Source organism: Rhizobium sp. TRM95796 (assembly GCF_025779995.1).
Lineage (GTDB): Bacteria > Pseudomonadota > Alphaproteobacteria > Rhizobiales > Rhizobiaceae > Rhizobium_E.
The window spans coordinates 57,743-73,442 of the sequence record NZ_JAOXHE010000005.1 but is presented as its reverse complement, the minus strand read 5'-3'; the positions used below and the strand labels follow the sequence as shown (position 1 = coordinate 73,442).

The following is a 15,700-nucleotide window of genomic DNA, read 5'->3' as shown; positions in this document are numbered from 1 at the left end:
TCTCAGGTTCCGTCCGAACCGTCGTTATTGTTGTCTACACCACCCGTCGAGCTTTCACCATTGTCCCCGGAGGAATCGTTGGTCCCATCGGATGAGGAGCTTGCGGAGAGAATTGTGATGCCCTCCGCGAGCGTCACCTCCTCGCCGGATTTCAAGGTGGCGACGATGCCGTCCGCCTTGATCGCGATGGATTCGACCACGCCGCTGGTTTTTCCGTCGGCGCTCTCGATCGTCTTGCCGATATAGTTGGCGGCTGTGGCGAGCGAATTCTGCGAGATTACGTTTTCGAGCGCGGTGTTCGTCTTGATCTGCTGTTCGACCTGCGAGAACGACGCGAGCTGCGCCATCTGTTCTGTGGCGTCCATCGGATCGGTCGGATCCTGGTTCTCCATCTGCGCGACGAGAAGCTGTAGGAAGTTATTGTAGTCCAGCGTCGCCGCTTTCGCGTCGGCATTTGTCGTCGACGTCGTGTTGGTGGGCGGCGTCGTGCTGGTCGACGTCGCCGAAAGCGCCGTCAGCGCGCTCATTGCCATGGAGCGATCTCCCTGCGGATATTCTCGCGAACCGCCGGCGTCATTTCCTGATTGCTGAGGATCTTCTCCTCGATGGCGTAGAGGCCGCGGATGGCCTTGAGCGCCTCGAAAGGCTTGCCCGAGGTCACGATCGCATCGACGCGCTTCAGCTCCGCCAGGATCTCTTCGTTCTGGAAGCTCGCGAGCAACATCACGATCGACTTCTTGAACATCTGTTTGGACTGTTCGGCGCCTTCGGGATTGATGAGCATCATCTGAACGATGAAGTAGAGCTGCTTGAGCGGCGTCGTCGCGCCTTCGGGCTGCAGCACGTGGTTTTCGAGCAGGAAGGTCACATCGTTGAGGAACTCGATGGCGACTTTGCGATCAACCCTGAGAACAGCCCCATTGATGAAAATCCGCTCTCCGGATTTGAGAGAAATACGCAAAGTGCTCTTCATTTCAGTCCATCCCTGATGATGGTTATGATATCCGCAATACCTTTGAAATTTACGGACTGTCGCATTCTGATCCGGTCAACCTCCTTGAGGATCCAGATCCCTATGGAGATCAGGTCCGCCTTGAGATTTGCGGGCAACTGGTTGTCGGCGAGCCGGAGGTCATCGATGAGAGCCACCCAAACTCGCCGGGTGTAATAGAGCGCCTCGACGGCCTCCCGGGATTCACGGCCCTTATGTTCGGCGGCACGCAAGAGAGTCACGGCGCGATCAAGAACCTGCTTTTCGCGTTCCCGCGAGTCGGCGACATCATCCGCCATAATTTCTGCGTAGGAAAACTGGTACATTCAGCCCCTCATATTCCGGTCATTTTTGAAGCGTATCTGGTTTGCCTGAAGCCAAGCTTACGCTTCCAGAAAAGGTTCGTTTCATAAAGTCCGAGAAACGTCCGGCGCGGCCTATCCAACCGCGCCAACTCCTTACAATGCGTTTACGAGACTCAATTCGTTGATGCGCGCCGTCAGCGAATAGGAGATTTCCATCTGATTGCTCAGCGCGGTGATTCGATTGGACGCCTCATAGACGTCGACGCCTTCGAGATCGTCGAGATTGAGCTTCACGATGTCGATTTGCGCCTGCAATGTTTCGTTCGCCTGCTTCACGCGGTTCTGCGACAGGCCGAGCTGGCTTCTGTCGGCGTCGACGCCGGAGATCGCCTGCCCCATGAACGAAATCGCGGTGTTGCTGACGACGTTGCGCGAGGCGATCGAAAAATCGGAGTTGAGCATCTCGATCGCCATGACGGAGGCCATCGCCATATAGCGGAAGCCGTCGGTGATGGTCGTCGACGAACTCTGGATCACTTCCGTCCGTGAAATGCGCGCCGTCGTCGGCGTGCTCGAAGCGTTGGACCAGTTGGTTTCCCAATCACCGCCGACCGTCAGGAACATCGGCTCGAGTTCGTCGGTGATGAAGGCTTCCATATCCGCCGCCTGGATGCTCCCCACGCCGGGATCTGTCGGGGCGAAGCCGAAATGATTGGTGAAGGCGTCCACGAAGGCCTGACGCGCCGGACTGCCGTCGGCCATGTAGTCCGCCAGCGGCGCCTCGTCGGTGTTGATGCCCGAAAGCACATATTCGCCGTTCACGGAGGTGTTGCCGGCGGAAATCGCCTGTTCCAACACGTCGGTCATCGTCCTCTTGACGGTCATCAGCTGCGAATCGTCGTTGCTGCCCGATAGCGCGACGAGCGTGTTGAGTCCGGTCTGCGCCGAACCCGCGATCGTGTCGAGGGCCGTCTGCGTCGACGAAAGCCGCTGCTCCACGACCGCGTTGGTCTTGAGCAGGTTCTCCATCATGTTCACTTCGGAATGGAGATTGAGACTGCGCGTCGTGGTCGCGCCGAGTTCTTTGCCTACGTTGGAATAGACGCCGCTGACCACTTCCCTCTGGGCGTCGATCAATTCGGCCTGAACCGAATTGATGGTCGAGCGCATGGCGTTCTGAACCGAGATGTTAGAAATGAAGGAGGTCTTCATGATCTATCCTAAACTGCATCGAGCAGGGTCTGAATCATCGTATCGACGGCCGTCACCAGCTTACTCGACGCTTTGTAGCTCTGCTCGAGATCAAGCATCAGCGACATTTCCTCGTCGAGGCTGACGCCGGTCGTGTTGGACAGCGACTCGGTGATCCGGGTCAGCTGCGCGTCCTTGTTTTCCTTGGCCGTGGCGCTCTCGGACACCAGTTGCTCCAGCCAGCCGATCGAAGCGTTGGCGTAGCCCACGATCGAAATGCTGGTGTCGAGATAGGTGTCTTCATGGAAATCCTGGTCCTTCGACATCGACGCGACGAGCCCGTCGAGGATTGCGGAATAGCTCGCGTCGTCATCGGTGTTGCCGAGGTAATCCGGGCTGGCGACCGATTGACCGTCGACATCGTAGCCGCCGTCGCGCAAATCGGTCGGATCCCCGCCCTTGGTCTTCACCAGGGCGTCGTTCACCTTGATCAAGGCGGCGAGACCATTTTCGATGTTGGAGCCGTCCGGTATCGAATCGCCGGCGGTGTAACCGGTCCAGGTGAACAGGCCCGGCATATCGTCCTGGCCGGAGCCGCTCATATCCACCTGAGCGAATGTGGAGATCAGACCGCGCGCGGTTTCATCGAGCTGCGACTGATAGAGTGGGATGATGCTGTCGCGGACCTGCAGCAAAGCGGCGAGGCTGCCCTTGGCGGTGGAGTTGCCGCTTGAGCCCGCATTCATGGCCGCGCCGTCCACGATCAGGGGATTGCCGGTCGTCGACGCTCCATAGGCGGGAACCGGCGTGAAGATGATCTCGCGCGGGCTCGTGTCGAGCAACATGGTGCCGTCCGCAGTATAGAGGACCATGTCGTTGTTTTCGCGCGTGAAGGACCGGACGCCGATGATCTCCGAAATCTGGCGCAGATAGCTGTCGCGCGCGTCGAGTTCGTTGTTGATGTCCATTCCGTTCGCGGTGCCCTGGCGCACCGTGTCGTTGACCGACTTGAACTGGACGAGGAGATTGTTGAGCTTGTCGATCTGATCGTCGATTTCCTGATCGATGACGCCCCGCATGCCCTGGATTTCCTGGGATACGGAGTTCAACGAGGTCACGACGTCCTGCGCGCTGGACACGACGGTCGAGGCGAGCGTCGATTCGTTGGGCTTGGTGGCGTAGGCCTGGAGATCGTCGCGCAGCTTGCTGATATAGGTCGACGGCGCCGTCTCGTAATTGTTGCCGCCCAGAAGCGTGCGAATGTCGGTGAGCTTCTTGTCGATCGTGTCCTGTGCGCTGGATTCCGCCGTGGAGGCCATCGACTGCTTGATCAGGCCGTTGTCGGCGGCGCGCTGGATCTTCAGGACCTGAGCGCCATTGGAATCGAGCGTCAGAATGCCAACCCGGCGCGAATAGTCCGGGTTGGATGCGTTTGCAATGTTGGTGGACAAAGCCGCCGTCTGCAAACCGGTGTTCGAAAAGATCGTTTGCGCGGTGGTGATGGCAGACGATAGCGACATAACGATCTCCTAGGCGACGACGGTGTCAGCGAGCCAGATTCACGAGGGTTTCCAGAAGGTCCGAACCGGCCTGGAACACCTTGGAATTGGCGGTGTAGCTTCGTTGCGAAGCGATCATCGTCGTCAGTTCGTTGGCGAGGTCGACATTGGAGTCCTCCAACGCGCCGGAGATGATGTCCCCGAAGGCCGAGGTTCCGGCGAAACCCATTTGCAGATCGCCGGATTCGGCGCTCGGCGAATAGACGTTGCCGGAGATGACTTCCATGAGATCCGGGCTGGTCACGGTGCCCAGAGCCAGCTTGTAGAGCGCGGTGTTGTCGCCGTTGTCGTATTTGGCGGACACCGTGCCGTCCGAGCCGATCTCGACGCCGGTCACGATCGACGCGCCATTGCCGTTGACGTCGGCTTCGGTGACCGAGAACTTGTAGCCGAGCTGGGTCATGCCGGCGAAGTCGATCTCGAAGGGATTGGGCATGTTGGGCAATTCGTCGCCGGGGATCGTCAGCTTAGACGTCGATCCGCTGTCCAGCGCGCCGGTGTTCGGATCGAAGGTCAGTGTCTCGGTATAAGCGGCAGCCGAATAGGGGAACGAACCTGAATCGGGGTCGGCATTGGCCTTGTTGAAGACCGCGACTTCCCACTCAGTGTCGCTCGTCTTCGTGAAGTAGACGTCGAGAATGACCTCATTGCCGAGGCTGTCGAATGCCGTCAACGAACTCTTGTGCGTGTAGTCGACGTCTTCGACCGCGCCGCTGTCACCGACGGCGACCGGCGAACGCGCAGCATCTTCCACCGGCTGCCCGGCATCGAGATTCGCCGAGAAGATCGCATCCGTAGACGCGTTCGCCTGCATGTCGGTGGAGCTGACATTGATGGCCTGCAGGCCCGCGAAACCATTGGCGACCACCGAAGGCTCGTCCGCGCCATAGTCGTAACCCATCAAGGTATAGCCGCCGGCATTGACGAGGTTGCCTTCCGAATCCGGCTGGAAGGAGCCGGCGCGGGTGAGGAACGTCTGACCGGACGCATCCTGAACAAGGAAATAGCCCTTGCCGTTGATGGCGAGATCGGTGTCGGAGGTGGTGTAGGTCAGCGAGCCCTGCTGCGAGATCGAGTACCGGGTTTCGGTCTCGACGCTGCCCGAATTGTAGCTGCCGTTGGTCTGCGGCATAAGAAGGGACGAGAACTCCGTCGACGCCCCTTTATATCCAGTCGTGCTGGAATTTGCGATGTTGTCGCTGACAGTGCTCAACCGGTTGGCTTGGGCGTTCATGCCCGAAACACCAGTTCTCATCATTCCGTAAAGGCTCATCTCGGATCCTCTTTTCCGTAATATTTACAGACTAGAAGACGTGCCTTGCGTGAACCTTTGCGGGTGATGGGCCAATTCTTTTAATGCGCGCCGCGCAAACGCGACGCGCGCATTTTCACTGCCAGTCGATGCAATAGCCGAGGAAGCGCTTGGAATCGATCGGATCGACGCCGAGCTTCTTGCGCAGTTTCTTGCGCAGTTTGCTGATGTGGCTTTCGACGACGTTCTCTTCGACGTCTTCGTCGAAGATGCCATAGATCGCATTGAAAATCTGCGTCTTGGACACGCGCCGGCCGCGATTGGCCACGAGATATTCCAGGATGCGACGCTCGCGACGCGGCAATGGGAAGACTTCGCCATTGATTTCCGGATCGCGGCCATCGGAGAAGACTCTGATGGCGCCGACGTCGGTATATTTGACGTCGGTCGCTTTGTAGCGCCGACGGATTGCCGCAGCGCGTGCGAGGATCTCTCGCGGGTGTACAGGTTTGCGCACCACGTCATCCACCCCACAATCAAAGAATGCAAGGGTCATCTCCAGAGAGGGAGAATCAGACACAGCAATCACAGGAGCCTGGCTCCGATCCCTGATCGCCTTCGGCAGGCCGAGCGCGAGCTCGGACTGACCGATCAGGAATGCTTCGACTGCGTCGATATCAGAATCCGCAGCCGTATTGACCCACTCCCCGAATTCGTGAGGGTCGAAGCCCGTAGAGGGCACGCCTTCCCGACAAAAAAGTGAGGTATATCCATCTTTTACGAGCGCTCGCTCGTCTACCACTACGATCATCGTCCGCCTCCGAATCAGTGTAGTGAAACAACACCCCATTCGTACGAATCGGAAGACTCCCGAGCAACTAGAGCTAATGACAGGGTCAAATTAACAGTTGATTAAGAAATGTGGGGCGATTTGATCCATATGTAGTATGCGTTTCGAAACGGCACACAAATTTAAATGGGGAAAAGTTAACGTATGGTTAATCGCGTCAATGGGGCGTCTTGACTCCCCAATGTCACCACAAAGAGACCAAAAATTCGCCAGATTCAAATGTACTCGGAAAAGACAACCGTCAGTTGCTACAAAAATCCAGCGCCTTCGGCGTCCAAACGCCATACCCCGTCGCGACGAGGTTCGAAATCACCCTGCAGACATAGCGCTTCTGGGCTGGATTGTTGTTCGGCCCGGCATGATAACGCGCAACGGCCATGGTCCATGTAACATGCTTCGCATGCAGTTGCGCGAGAAATCGTGCGGCGTAATCGACATTTTTCTCCGGGTCGAGCATGGCGTCCAGGGATGAAAATTGATCGCCATGGTAGCGCTGATTGATTTGCATGCATCCGAGATCGATCAGTTCCGCGCCGCGCGCGCGGGCGTCGCGAAAGGCCTCGAGAGCCTCATCCGGCGAGCGGGCGAAAACAGCCTTGCCCTCGATGTTCAACGCCCAGGGCTGAAGTGAGCCTTTGCGACCGGTTTCGGTGAGGCCCACCGAATACAGGATACCCTCCGGCACGCCGTATCGCGCCGCAGCGCGCGAGATTTCCCGTTCGCAAAGTCCCGAACTGGCGCGCGCGTCAGAGGTAGAGACCGTCGCCAGAATCGCCAGAGCCGCCGCCGTCAGGCTCATGCGAGGCGCGTTGTTCACCGATCGCGAGCCGCTCGCTGCGTGGGACAGGACGCCCATCGCCACTTTGCTGACGCTGAGCGTCACCCTGTCCTTCGCGCAGGTTCTGGTTCGAGCCATTCTGTCCCTGATCCTGTTGCTGACTTTCCGTCTTGGGAGACGGGTTGAGTTGGATGCTGACTTGGTCGACCGAGAAACCCTGGTCCCGCAGCGACTGGACGATCGCGGAATGGTCCTTGGCGAGGTGGCGATATCCCTCGATCGTATCGACAGTGACTTCGACGGAGAGATCTTCACCCTTCAGCCTCAGAACTGCCGTCATCGTGCCGAGATGTTCGGGGTTCATCTGTATTTTCAGAGTGTTGACGGTCGTCGCGGTGGTTTGCGCGCTCATATCCGGCGTGGTGGCGTAGGGTGCTAGCGCCCGGCCCGCCTCACCCGCCAGCGCCGCAGTCAGCAGCTTGGCGTTGTCGCCGCCGAAGCCGAGATAGCGACGGGAGTCGAGCACCGTCAGCTGATCAAAACCTGTGAAATCGATATCGTCGCCTGTTCCGCCTCGCTTGACCGTTTCATCGCCGACGGGGTCGGCTGTCATCGGATCGCCTTGCTGAGGCTGGGTGGAAACCTGGGCCAGAGCATCCCTGACGCTGTCGGTTCCGCGCGGACCAACGGCGTCAGAAAGATCGGCCGACTTGGCCGCGATCGACGCGGCTTGTCCCACGTTCGGCGCGAGGGCCGAAACGAGCTCATCGCCGCCTTCGTTTGAGGACTCGACGATCGGCGCCGCATCCTCATCATCTTCCTTCAGGCCTTTCGACAAAGCCGACAGCAGATGATGGGCCGCGCCCTGATGTTCGGTCAGCTGCGCCTCGTCGAGCAACATCGCGATCGGGTCGGTGTCAGGGAGGACAGACGTTTCGGTCTCTTCGGACGGCGCCGCCATCTGTGCCTCGGCCTGAACATCGACGGCGATCGTCGGCTGGTCCTCCGTCGTGTCGGCGCCGCCAGCGCCGACGAGCAGGGCCACGAGACGCGCATCATCCATGTCGAGCGCATGGCCAGGAAGCCTGCCGACCATCGGTCCGGCAGTCGAATGGGAGGCAGTCTCGCCGGTTTGCGCCAAGTGCGGCGGGATAACCTCTCCCGCGCCAGGCAACGACGTCGCGGCGGCATCGGCCGGACCCTCGAGGAGCTCCGCCGGAGAGGTTGCGGCTTGCTGGGTGAGCTTCGGACTGGCCTGGACGACGGCGAACAGGCTGATGATCGAGCGCGCCAACTTGTCGTCGCCTGCTTCCACGCCGCCGTCGCCGATCGCGTCGCCGGCAACGTCATCACCCGTGGTTTCGGAGCCGACGGAGCCGGACGACGCCTCTTCGAGAAAATCGCCGAAACCCAGTCCCTGGCCCTGGGCGCCGCTTTCGTCCTGAGAGCCGCTGGTTTTCAGTCCGCTCGCAGCGCCAGCGCCGCGACCGATGGCAAGTGCCGAAGCATCGATCATGATTATTCGCCTTCCTTCGCCAGGAGCGCATCGATGTCCTTGAGCCGGGCGCGACCGGAAGCGACGAGATTTTCCGCCTGATCCATCCGCGCATCCAGGGCTTGGCCGCGGGGGGCCGTTTCCGATCCCGTCGGCTGTTGCAAATCTGGAGCTGGTTGTGGGTCGGTCGATCCCGTCGTCTCTGCATCGAGCGCCAGTTCGGACATTCTGTCCCGGTATTCCTTGTCGGACATATCTCGATTTGCTTGTGCGAGACTGTCAGCATCCGGAGGAGCCATGACTTCCTCGGCGACGATTTGCGCCGCGTCGCGCAAGAAGCGATCCTTCGGAGACAGATCCTGATCGGCAATGCCGCCCAGACGGGTCAACACGTCCTCGATGCCGTCGCTGGGGATGTCGACGAGACCGCTATAGAGTTTGGCGAGCGCCAGCGGCGACGTCTCGTCCGGTTCAGACAGAGCCTTCGCGCGAGCGGTGGCGAAATCGGTCAGCGGCTTGTCGCCGTTGATCGCCGCGCGGCGGGCGAGCCGCAGATAGATTTCGCGCTGGCGGCGACGTTCCACCAGCGACAGCGCCGCTTCGATTTCCTCCGGCGGCAAGGCCTTGGGATGGTCGATGGCGAGCGCCACGAACACATCGGCGAATTGAGACGCATAGGGTGAATTCATATAGCGACGCGCATAGCGACGCGCGTAAGGCAAGGCGGCCGCGGTGTCGCCCGACCGCGAGGTCATCATCAGGGCGCGGCGCAAGGCCGCTTCCTCGATGATCGTTCCCGGCGCCTCGAGGCGCGCCCAATCGAAATATTTCAGCGCGGTTTCCTTGTCGGTCTCCATCATGGCGTTGGCGCCGATGAGCTGCAGATAAGGGCCGATGGTCGTGAAACGATATTCCGGCACCACTTCCTTCAACTGCTTGACGGCGCCCGCGCCGCGGCCGTTGAGATAGCGGCGCAGGATGCTGGTGACGCGATTGTCGAAATTGCCGCTCACATCGCGCTGGGCGAGAAGATCGAGCGTCGACGGATTGCCGCCGCTCATCGCATAGATCAATGCGGCGTCGACGTTTCGCGTGTCGTCGAAGACAGAGGCGCTCGCCTCCCTGAGACGACGATCGATTTCCCCGAGCAGGAACCTTTGCATGTCCAGCGCCGTAATGTCGCCCGAAATCACCTGGTCCTGGATGTTCTGCAACGAGCGAACGAGCCGGTAGGGTTCGGCGGCGTCCGTGGTGGACGCCTCCTCGGCCCGCGCGCCGGCGCCCAGCGCCAGCAGGCTCACACCGATCGTCAGAAACGCCCTGCGCATATGGACCGAAAACGGCATCCGTCAGCCCTCGGTCGCCTGGACGAGAATCTCGATGCGGCGATTGCCGGCGTCGAGCGGCTTCTCCGGAATTCGCAGGCGCTTGTCCGCAAAACCAGAGATCTGCGATACGCGCGCCTCCTGTACGCCCGCCCTTTTCAAGATGAAATAGGCGCTCTGGGCGCGGTCGGCCGACAGCCGCCAGTTGTCGTAACCGACCGCCTTGAAGGGCCGCGCGTCGGTATGGCCGCGTATCGCGATCTGGCCGGGCCGGCCCTTCAGCAATTTGCCGATCTGATCGATGGCGACGACGGTCTCCTTGGTGGGGATCGACGAGCCGATCTGGAACATCGGAGTCTTGACCTGATCGCTGATGCTGATCAGCAGGCCGCCTTCGGCTGGGGTCACGATCAGGCCTTCGGCGAGATAGCCGACCTTGCCCTTGAGTTCCTGTTTCAGCTGCTTCTCGAGATTCTCCGCCTCCCGGGCGGCGGAAGCGACCTTTTCGCCGGATTGGTCGGCTTTGCCGTTCTTGTCCTTGTCGCTCTTGCCGGTGAGCGCCTGATCGGACTGGCCCTGCTCCTTCTTGTCCGTCTTGCCGGTTTCAGACATGTCGCTCTTGCCCTTGCCGATCTTGTCGGTCGAGCCGTGCTTGTCCATGTCCGAGCCTTCGCCGGCCTTGTCCTTCATGCCGTCGCTGTCGGTCAGTCCCTCGCCGGCCTTGGCTTCGCCGCTCGGCATCTCGCCGCCCTTGCGGTCGCCGCTCAGGGCCTCGCCCGTTTTGGACGAATCGATGTTTTCGGCGTTCTCCACCATGCCGTCGCCAGGCAGGCCCGAGATCTCCGCCGGTTGCTGCGACGGATCGGCGCCCGCCTGTTGGGACACTTCGACCTGCTGCGTCCAGAAATCCGGATCGAACGGATCGCGAAAGGCTTCGCCGCCGTCTGCGCCGGTCGCGGGTCCCGCCGATTGCGCGCCGCCGTCGCCCTTGGCGGAGACATTGGCCTTGTCGTCGGTCTCCTGGGCGATCTCTGTGATCACCGCGTAGGGATTTTCGAAATAGTCGGCTTCGGAATACTGGATCTGTTCGCCGGCTGTGGAGGTTTCGTCCGTGCCTTCGGATTCCGCTTGGCCCGCCGCCTTCTTCTCGCCCTCGCTATCGGACTTGTCTTGAGTGTTCTCGCCCTGGGCCTGCTTGTTCGGCTTCTTCAAGCCCTTTTCCGCCGGCGTCGAATCCGTGAGTTTGATCGGGTTGAAGTAGCTCGCGACGGCCGCCTTGGTCTTTTCGTTGGCGGCATTGACGAGCCACATGATCAGAAAGAACGCCATCATCGCGGTCATGAAGTCGGCATAAGCGATCTTCCAGGCGCCGCCATGAGCGCCCTCGTGACCGCCGCCATGCCGCTTGATGATGATGATCTCGTTTTTGCCGTGGTGGTGGCTTTCGTTCTCGCTCATTCGACGCCCTCAGCCAGGGCCTGCGCCCAGGTTTCCAGACGCGTCACTAGAACGGCGTCCTCGATTTCGACCGTGAGGTCGGCGGATTGGTTTTCGATATATCTCGCTTCGACGGCGTCGGCCTCCATGAGAGGCTTGAGGCGACCGACCAGACGCGCATCGCCGCGCACCGTCACCTGCGCTGCCTCGCGATCCTTCAACGCCTGCTTGATGAGGTCGTGAAGGTCGGTGACGGCCCGATCCGCGAGCGTCGCGCCGAGCATGGGCATGAGGATCTGCAGGGTGCTGTCGGCGACCGCTTGGGCGATTTCGCCCGTCATCTCGTGGAAACGGGTATGGATCATCGCCACCGTTTCCTGTTCGTGGCGCGCCATCAGCTCGGCGATCTCGACGGCGTGTTTGCGACGCTCCTCGGCGAGCGCCTCTTCGTGCGCATGCTCGGCAGCCGCCGCCGCTTGCGCATACCCCTCGTCGAAAGCCGCCTTGCGCTCCGCCTCGAGGTCGACGGTCGGTTCCGGCTCGAAAGAAAACGCCGAAGACGATTCGCCATCGTCGAGCGAAAAGGCGGACGGAAACGCGAGATCGTCGACGGGCGGCGGCGGCGGCGCGCTGAAATCTTTGAGATATTTGGTCAGGATTGCACTCATTGCAGACCGCCGTTTCTGGAGACATACGGGCGCGGGCCCTCTATGGGAAAGCCTATCGGGAGAAACTTGCGCGAAAATGAATGCGTTGGGCCGCGCCAGGGCAATAGCGCGGCCCAACTCGTCCTACCGTGGCGATGACCGGCGCCGCAGCAGTATCTGGAGAAGATCAAGGAGAGAACGTCCTGACGCCGTCGTCGAGCAGAGGCGGCGAAGGCCCTTTCGCCGATCGCGGACGCCGACGTTCTTCGCTCCGAAACGTTCGCCCTCAGCGGCCGGGCGCGACGCCCGGCCGCGTGGGCCTCAACGTTACTTGAACAGCGAGAGGATGTTTTCGGCGTTGGTGTTGGCGATCGACAGCGACTGGATGCCGAGCTGCTGCTGGGTCTGCAGCGCCTTGAGCCGCGTCGATTCTTCGTTCATGTCGGCGTCGACGAGGCGACCGATGCCCTTGTCGATCACGTCCATGAGGGTCGCGACGAAGTCGTCCTGCATATCGATGCGGGAGGAAATCGAACCCAGAGTGGCGGCGGAGTCGGTCAGGTTGCTCAGCATCTTGTCGACGGCCGAGATCATCCCGTCGAGCTGGAAATTCGTCGTCGAGGTCGACAGCGTCACTTCCGTGCCGGTGGCGACGGTCGCCGCGCCGGTATTGATGAGGAAGTAGCTGGCGGTCGTGGTGGTGGTGCCGGTTTTCACCGTCGCCACCGTGGCCTTGGTGAGAATGCCGTTGTTGGCGTCGGTGGCGTCAATCAGCGTGGAGGTGGCGGTGTCGAAATCGAGCGTCTCGATGGACACGGTGCCGCTCGAAGCGCGATTGAACGAGGACACGAGTTCGACGGTCGTCGGCGGCACGCCGGTGTCGTTATAGAGCCAGTTTTCCCCGGAGAACGAGGCCGACTCGGCGATGGATTCGAGCTGGTTCTTGAGTTCGCGAAGTTCTTCGTTGATCTTGTTGCGATCGACGCCGGGCTCACGCGCCGCGACGAGCTTGGCCTTGATTTCGGTCACGACATCGATTGCCGAACCGAGACCCGTGTAAGCGGTGTCGGTCTTGGCGGCGCCCAGACCCAACGCATCCTGCACGGTCGACAGGGCCTTGTTGTCCGAGCGCATGGTGGTGGCGATCGACCAATAGGCTGCGTTGTCGGACGCGGTCTCGACCCGGTAGCCCGAGGAGATGCGCTGCTGCGTGGTTTCCATGTTGTTGTTGATGTCGCGGAGGGTCTGCAGCGCAGCCATCGCTGCGGCATTGGTCATGATGCTCGTCATAGGTTTGCCCTAGAATATCGTTTTCGGGAAACATCCGGTCACGCTACCGGCAAAGACAGGAGAGCATCATGCTTGCGACCACGTTTTGCCCTGGCGGTCGCTCCGTCAGTTATGAACATTATGTAAATGAGCATGGTTAATCAAGCGTTAACCGCCATTAGGATTTTTTAACGTCGATGAAGGAAAGCTTAAGGCAAGTTTCGCGGCGGCGAAATCTCTGCGGCGTCATGGCGTAAAACGCCGACGCGCCCGACCGGATCAGGCGGACCGCAGCTTCAAAGAGAACCGCAAACGCAGAAAAGCCGCGACCGGATTTTCCGGCCGCGGCAGATATTCGTCGTCTCTCGTCAGTCTTAGTTGCGGAACAGCGAGAGGATGTTTTCGGAGTTGGAGTTGGCGATGGACAGAGCCTGAATGCCGAGCTGCTGCTGCGTCTGCAACGCCTTGAGCTTGGTGGACTCTTCGTTCATGTCGGCATCGACCAGGCGACCCACGCCCTTGTCGATCACGTCCATGAGGTCGGCGACGAACTCGTTCTGCATGTCGATGCGCATGTTCGTCGAACCGATGACGGCTGCGGCTTCGGTCATCTGGGTCAGCATGTCGTCGACGACCGAGATCATGTTGTCGATCTGGTAATCGGCCGTGCTGTTGGTCAGTTCGACCACGGAGCCGTTCTGCGTGTTGCCGCTATCGATGGCGATCAGATAGTAGGCGCCGGTCGACGTGGTGGTGCCGGTCGGATAGCTGGTGAAATTGGCCGCGGTCAGGATGCCCAGGGTCGGATCGACATTGTCGATGAGCGTGGAATCGGCGGTATCGAAGGTGATCAGTTCGACGGAAACGCCGCCGGTGGAGTCGCGAACGAAGGAACCGACCATGTCGACGGTCGAGTTTACGGTCGTGTCGTTGTTGTAGAGCCAGTTCTGCCCCGAGAAGGAGGCGGACTGGGAGATCGACACCAGCTGGTTCTTCAGTTCGGAGAGTTCCGAATTGATCTTTTCCTTGTCGACGCCCGGCTCGCGCGCGGCGACCAGCTTGGCCTTGATTTCGGTGACGACGTCGATGGCGGAATTGAGACCTGTGTAGGCCGTGTCGGATTTCGCCGCTGCGAAGCCGAGGGCGTCCTGAACAGTCGAGAGCGCCTTGTTGTCCGACTTCATGGTGGTCGCGATCGACCAGTAAGCAGCATTATCCGACGCATCCTGGACGCGATAACCGGAAGACACCCTGCCCTGCGTTTCTTCCATGCCTGCGTTGATCGACCGAAGAGTGTCGAGAGCCGCCATAGCCTGGATATTGGTGACGATGCTAGTCATGGTTGTTTTGCCCCTCATACTACGGGAAAAATTTAAAGGGACATTCCGGGATTGCGTCCGGTAACGAGAGGCCGCGTCATGCGTGTTAACCCTCAATCAGGGTTAACCTGTCGTTTCGATGAAGGTAGATAAACACGCCCATGGTTAAAGAACCCTTTCCCGCTCGTGAAATTAACCAAAAACCTTCACCACGTTTTTTCGGACGCAAAAAAGCCGCCGGTTTCCCGGCGGCTCTCGAACTCAGTTTTGGTTGTACTGTTAGCGGAAGAGCTGGAGGATGCTGTCGGAGTTGGAGTTCGCGATCGACAGCGACTGGATGGCCAGCTGCTGCTGCGTCTGCAACGCCTTGAGCTTGGTGGACTCTTCGTTCATGTCGGCATCGACCAGCTTGCCAACGCCCGAGTCGATCGTGTCCATGAGGTCGGCGACGAACTCGTCCTGCATGTCGATGCGGGAGTTGGTGGCGCCGAGGGTCGCAGCTGCGTCGATCATCTGATCGAGCATGTCGTCGACGACGGAGATCATGTTGTCGATCTGGTAGTCGGCCGTCGAAGACGACAGGGTGATTTCGGTGCCGCCCTGGGTAACCGAGCTGTCGTCGGTCGCGATCAGGAAGTAGGAGCCGGTCGCCGTGGTCGTGCCCGTCGCATAGGACGTGAAGTTGGCGGCCGTCAGAATGCCGTTGGCCGTGGTCTTGTTGTCGATCAGGGTCGATTCGCCGGTGTCGTAGCTGATCAGGCCGACGGAGACGCTGCCCGACGAGTCGCGAACGAACGAGCCGACCATGTCGACGGTCGCGTTGGCGGTCGAGTCGTTGTTGTACAGCCAGTTTTCGCCCGAGAAGGAAGCCGATTCGGAGATCGACGACAGCTGGGACTTGAGCTCGGTCAGTTCCGAGTTGATCTTGTCTTTGTCGACGCCCGGTTCGCGGGCGGCCACGAGCTTGGCCTTGATCTCGTTGACGACTTCGATCGACGCATTCAGACCGGTGTAAGCGGTGTCGGTCTTGGCGGCGGCGAGACCGAGCGCGTCCTGAACGGTGCTCATGGCGGTCTTGTCGGAACGCATGGTGGTCGCGATCGACCAATAGGCGGCGTTGTCCTTCGCGGTGTCGACGCTATAGCCGGTGGACACAGCGTTCTGTGTATCTTCCATGCTGCTGTTGATGGAGCGCAGCGTGTTGAGTGCCGCCATGGCGGACGTGTTGGTGACGATAGAACTCATTTGAGTGTCCCTTTTTAACGAGTTACAGGATTAGGGA

At 60.2% G+C, this 15,700-nt stretch carries 15 protein-coding genes; all 15 read right to left on the bottom strand.

The window, feature by feature from the left end:
- Positions 1-2 precede the first annotated feature (2 nt).
- Positions 3-533: a flagellar hook assembly protein FlgD gene (gene flgD, locus OCK01_RS11750; protein WP_182827256.1), complete on the bottom strand. Its 531-nt coding sequence runs from the start codon at positions 531-533 to the stop codon at positions 3-5.
- Complete coding sequence (flbT, locus tag OCK01_RS11745) at positions 524-973, bottom strand: flagellar biosynthesis repressor FlbT (RefSeq protein ID WP_182827257.1); 450 nt, start codon at positions 971-973, stop codon at positions 524-526. The genes flgD and flbT overlap by 10 nt, the downstream gene beginning before the upstream one ends.
- Positions 970-1,317: a flagellar biosynthesis regulator FlaF gene (gene flaF, locus OCK01_RS11740; RefSeq protein ID WP_182827258.1), complete on the bottom strand. Its 348-nt coding sequence runs from the start codon at positions 1,315-1,317 to the stop codon at positions 970-972. Before flaF ends, flbT begins: the two co-directional genes overlap by 4 nt.
- Positions 1,318-1,449: 132 nt before the next feature.
- Positions 1,450-2,508: a flagellar hook-associated family protein gene (locus OCK01_RS11735; protein ID WP_182827259.1), complete on the bottom strand. Its 1,059-nt coding sequence runs from the start codon at positions 2,506-2,508 to the stop codon at positions 1,450-1,452.
- A gap of 8 nt (positions 2,509-2,516) precedes the next feature.
- Positions 2,517-4,007, bottom strand: coding sequence for a flagellar hook-associated protein FlgK (gene flgK, locus OCK01_RS11730; RefSeq protein ID WP_263824072.1), 1,491 nt, complete (start codon positions 4,005-4,007; stop codon positions 2,517-2,519).
- Between the two features lie 25 nt (positions 4,008-4,032).
- Positions 4,033-5,319, bottom strand: coding sequence for a flagellar hook protein FlgE (locus tag OCK01_RS11725; RefSeq protein ID WP_263824071.1), 1,287 nt, complete (start codon positions 5,317-5,319; stop codon positions 4,033-4,035).
- A 115-nt stretch (positions 5,320-5,434) separates the two neighbouring features.
- The gene (gene rem / locus OCK01_RS11720; RefSeq protein ID WP_182827263.1) at positions 5,435-6,109 is read right to left on the bottom strand and encodes a transcriptional activator Rem; all 675 of its coding nucleotides are present in this window, start codon (positions 6,107-6,109) and stop codon (positions 5,435-5,437) included.
- A gap of 280 nt (positions 6,110-6,389) precedes the next feature.
- A complete protein-coding gene (locus OCK01_RS11715) occupies positions 6,390-6,947 on the bottom strand; it encodes a transglycosylase SLT domain-containing protein (protein ID WP_263824070.1) in 558 nt (185 codons plus the stop codon).
- The gene (locus OCK01_RS11710; RefSeq protein WP_263824069.1) at positions 6,895-8,442 is read right to left on the bottom strand and encodes a flagellar hook-length control protein FliK; all 1,548 of its coding nucleotides are present in this window, start codon (positions 8,440-8,442) and stop codon (positions 6,895-6,897) included. Before OCK01_RS11710 ends, OCK01_RS11715 begins: the two co-directional genes overlap by 53 nt.
- A 2-nt stretch (positions 8,443-8,444) precedes the next feature.
- Positions 8,445-9,767 carry a chemotaxis protein gene (locus tag OCK01_RS11705; protein ID WP_263824068.1) on the bottom strand — a complete coding sequence of 441 codons (1,323 nt, stop codon included), beginning with the start codon at positions 9,765-9,767 and terminating at the stop codon, positions 8,445-8,447.
- 3 nt (positions 9,768-9,770) lie between these two features.
- Positions 9,771-11,204 carry a MotB family protein gene (locus OCK01_RS11700; RefSeq protein WP_263824067.1) on the bottom strand — a complete coding sequence of 478 codons (1,434 nt, stop codon included), beginning with the start codon at positions 11,202-11,204 and terminating at the stop codon, positions 9,771-9,773.
- Positions 11,201-11,851, bottom strand: coding sequence for a hypothetical protein (locus tag OCK01_RS11695; protein WP_263824066.1), 651 nt, complete (start codon positions 11,849-11,851; stop codon positions 11,201-11,203). Before OCK01_RS11695 ends, OCK01_RS11700 begins: the two co-directional genes overlap by 4 nt.
- Before the next feature lie 306 nt (positions 11,852-12,157).
- Positions 12,158-13,120, bottom strand: coding sequence for a flagellin (locus tag OCK01_RS11690; protein ID WP_182827269.1), 963 nt, complete (start codon positions 13,118-13,120; stop codon positions 12,158-12,160).
- A 353-nt stretch (positions 13,121-13,473) separates the two neighbouring features.
- Entirely contained in the window at positions 13,474-14,439 is a 966-nt protein-coding gene (locus OCK01_RS11685; RefSeq protein WP_182827270.1) for a flagellin, read from the bottom strand.
- A gap of 258 nt (positions 14,440-14,697) precedes the next feature.
- On the bottom strand, positions 14,698-15,663 hold the full coding sequence (locus tag OCK01_RS11680; RefSeq protein ID WP_182827271.1) for a flagellin: 966 nt from the start codon (positions 15,661-15,663) through the stop codon (positions 14,698-14,700).
- Between the last annotated feature and the right edge of the window lie 37 nt (positions 15,664-15,700).

Bases quoted from the DNA above. Each gene is read 5' to 3' on its own strand.
- OCK01_RS11700 (WP_263824067.1), bottom strand. From the start codon at position 11,204: ATGAGCGAGAACGAAAGCCACCACCACGGCAAAAACGAGATCATCATC.
- OCK01_RS11680 (WP_182827271.1), bottom strand. From the start codon at position 15,663: ATGAGTTCTATCGTCACCAACACGTCCGCCATGGCGGCACTCAACACG.
- flgK (WP_263824072.1), bottom strand. From the start codon at position 4,007: ATGTCGCTATCGTCTGCCATCACCACCGCGCAAACGATCTTTTCGAAC.
- OCK01_RS11685 (WP_182827270.1), bottom strand. From the start codon at position 14,439: ATGACTAGCATCGTCACCAATATCCAGGCTATGGCGGCTCTCGACACT.
- OCK01_RS11725 (WP_263824071.1), bottom strand. From the start codon at position 5,319: ATGAGCCTTTACGGAATGATGAGAACTGGTGTTTCGGGCATGAACGCC.
- OCK01_RS11695 (WP_263824066.1), bottom strand. From the start codon at position 11,851: ATGAGTGCAATCCTGACCAAATATCTCAAAGATTTCAGCGCGCCGCCG.
- rem (WP_182827263.1), bottom strand. From the start codon at position 6,109: ATGATCGTAGTGGTAGACGAGCGAGCGCTCGTAAAAGATGGATATACC.
- OCK01_RS11735 (WP_182827259.1), bottom strand. From the start codon at position 2,508: ATGAAGACCTCCTTCATTTCTAACATCTCGGTTCAGAACGCCATGCGC.
- flgD (WP_182827256.1), bottom strand. From the start codon at position 533: ATGGCAATGAGCGCGCTGACGGCGCTTTCGGCGACGTCGACCAGCACG.
- OCK01_RS11715 (WP_263824070.1), bottom strand. From the start codon at position 6,947: ATGAGCCTGACGGCGGCGGCTCTGGCGATTCTGGCGACGGTCTCTACC.
- OCK01_RS11710 (WP_263824069.1), bottom strand. From the start codon at position 8,442: ATGATCGATGCTTCGGCACTTGCCATCGGTCGCGGCGCTGGCGCTGCG.
- flaF (WP_182827258.1), bottom strand. From the start codon at position 1,317: ATGTACCAGTTTTCCTACGCAGAAATTATGGCGGATGATGTCGCCGAC.
- OCK01_RS11690 (WP_182827269.1), bottom strand. From the start codon at position 13,120: ATGACGAGCATCATGACCAATGCCGCAGCGATGGCTGCGCTGCAGACC.
- flbT (WP_182827257.1), bottom strand. From the start codon at position 973: ATGAAGAGCACTTTGCGTATTTCTCTCAAATCCGGAGAGCGGATTTTC.
- OCK01_RS11705 (WP_263824068.1), bottom strand. From the start codon at position 9,767: ATGCCGTTTTCGGTCCATATGCGCAGGGCGTTTCTGACGATCGGTGTG.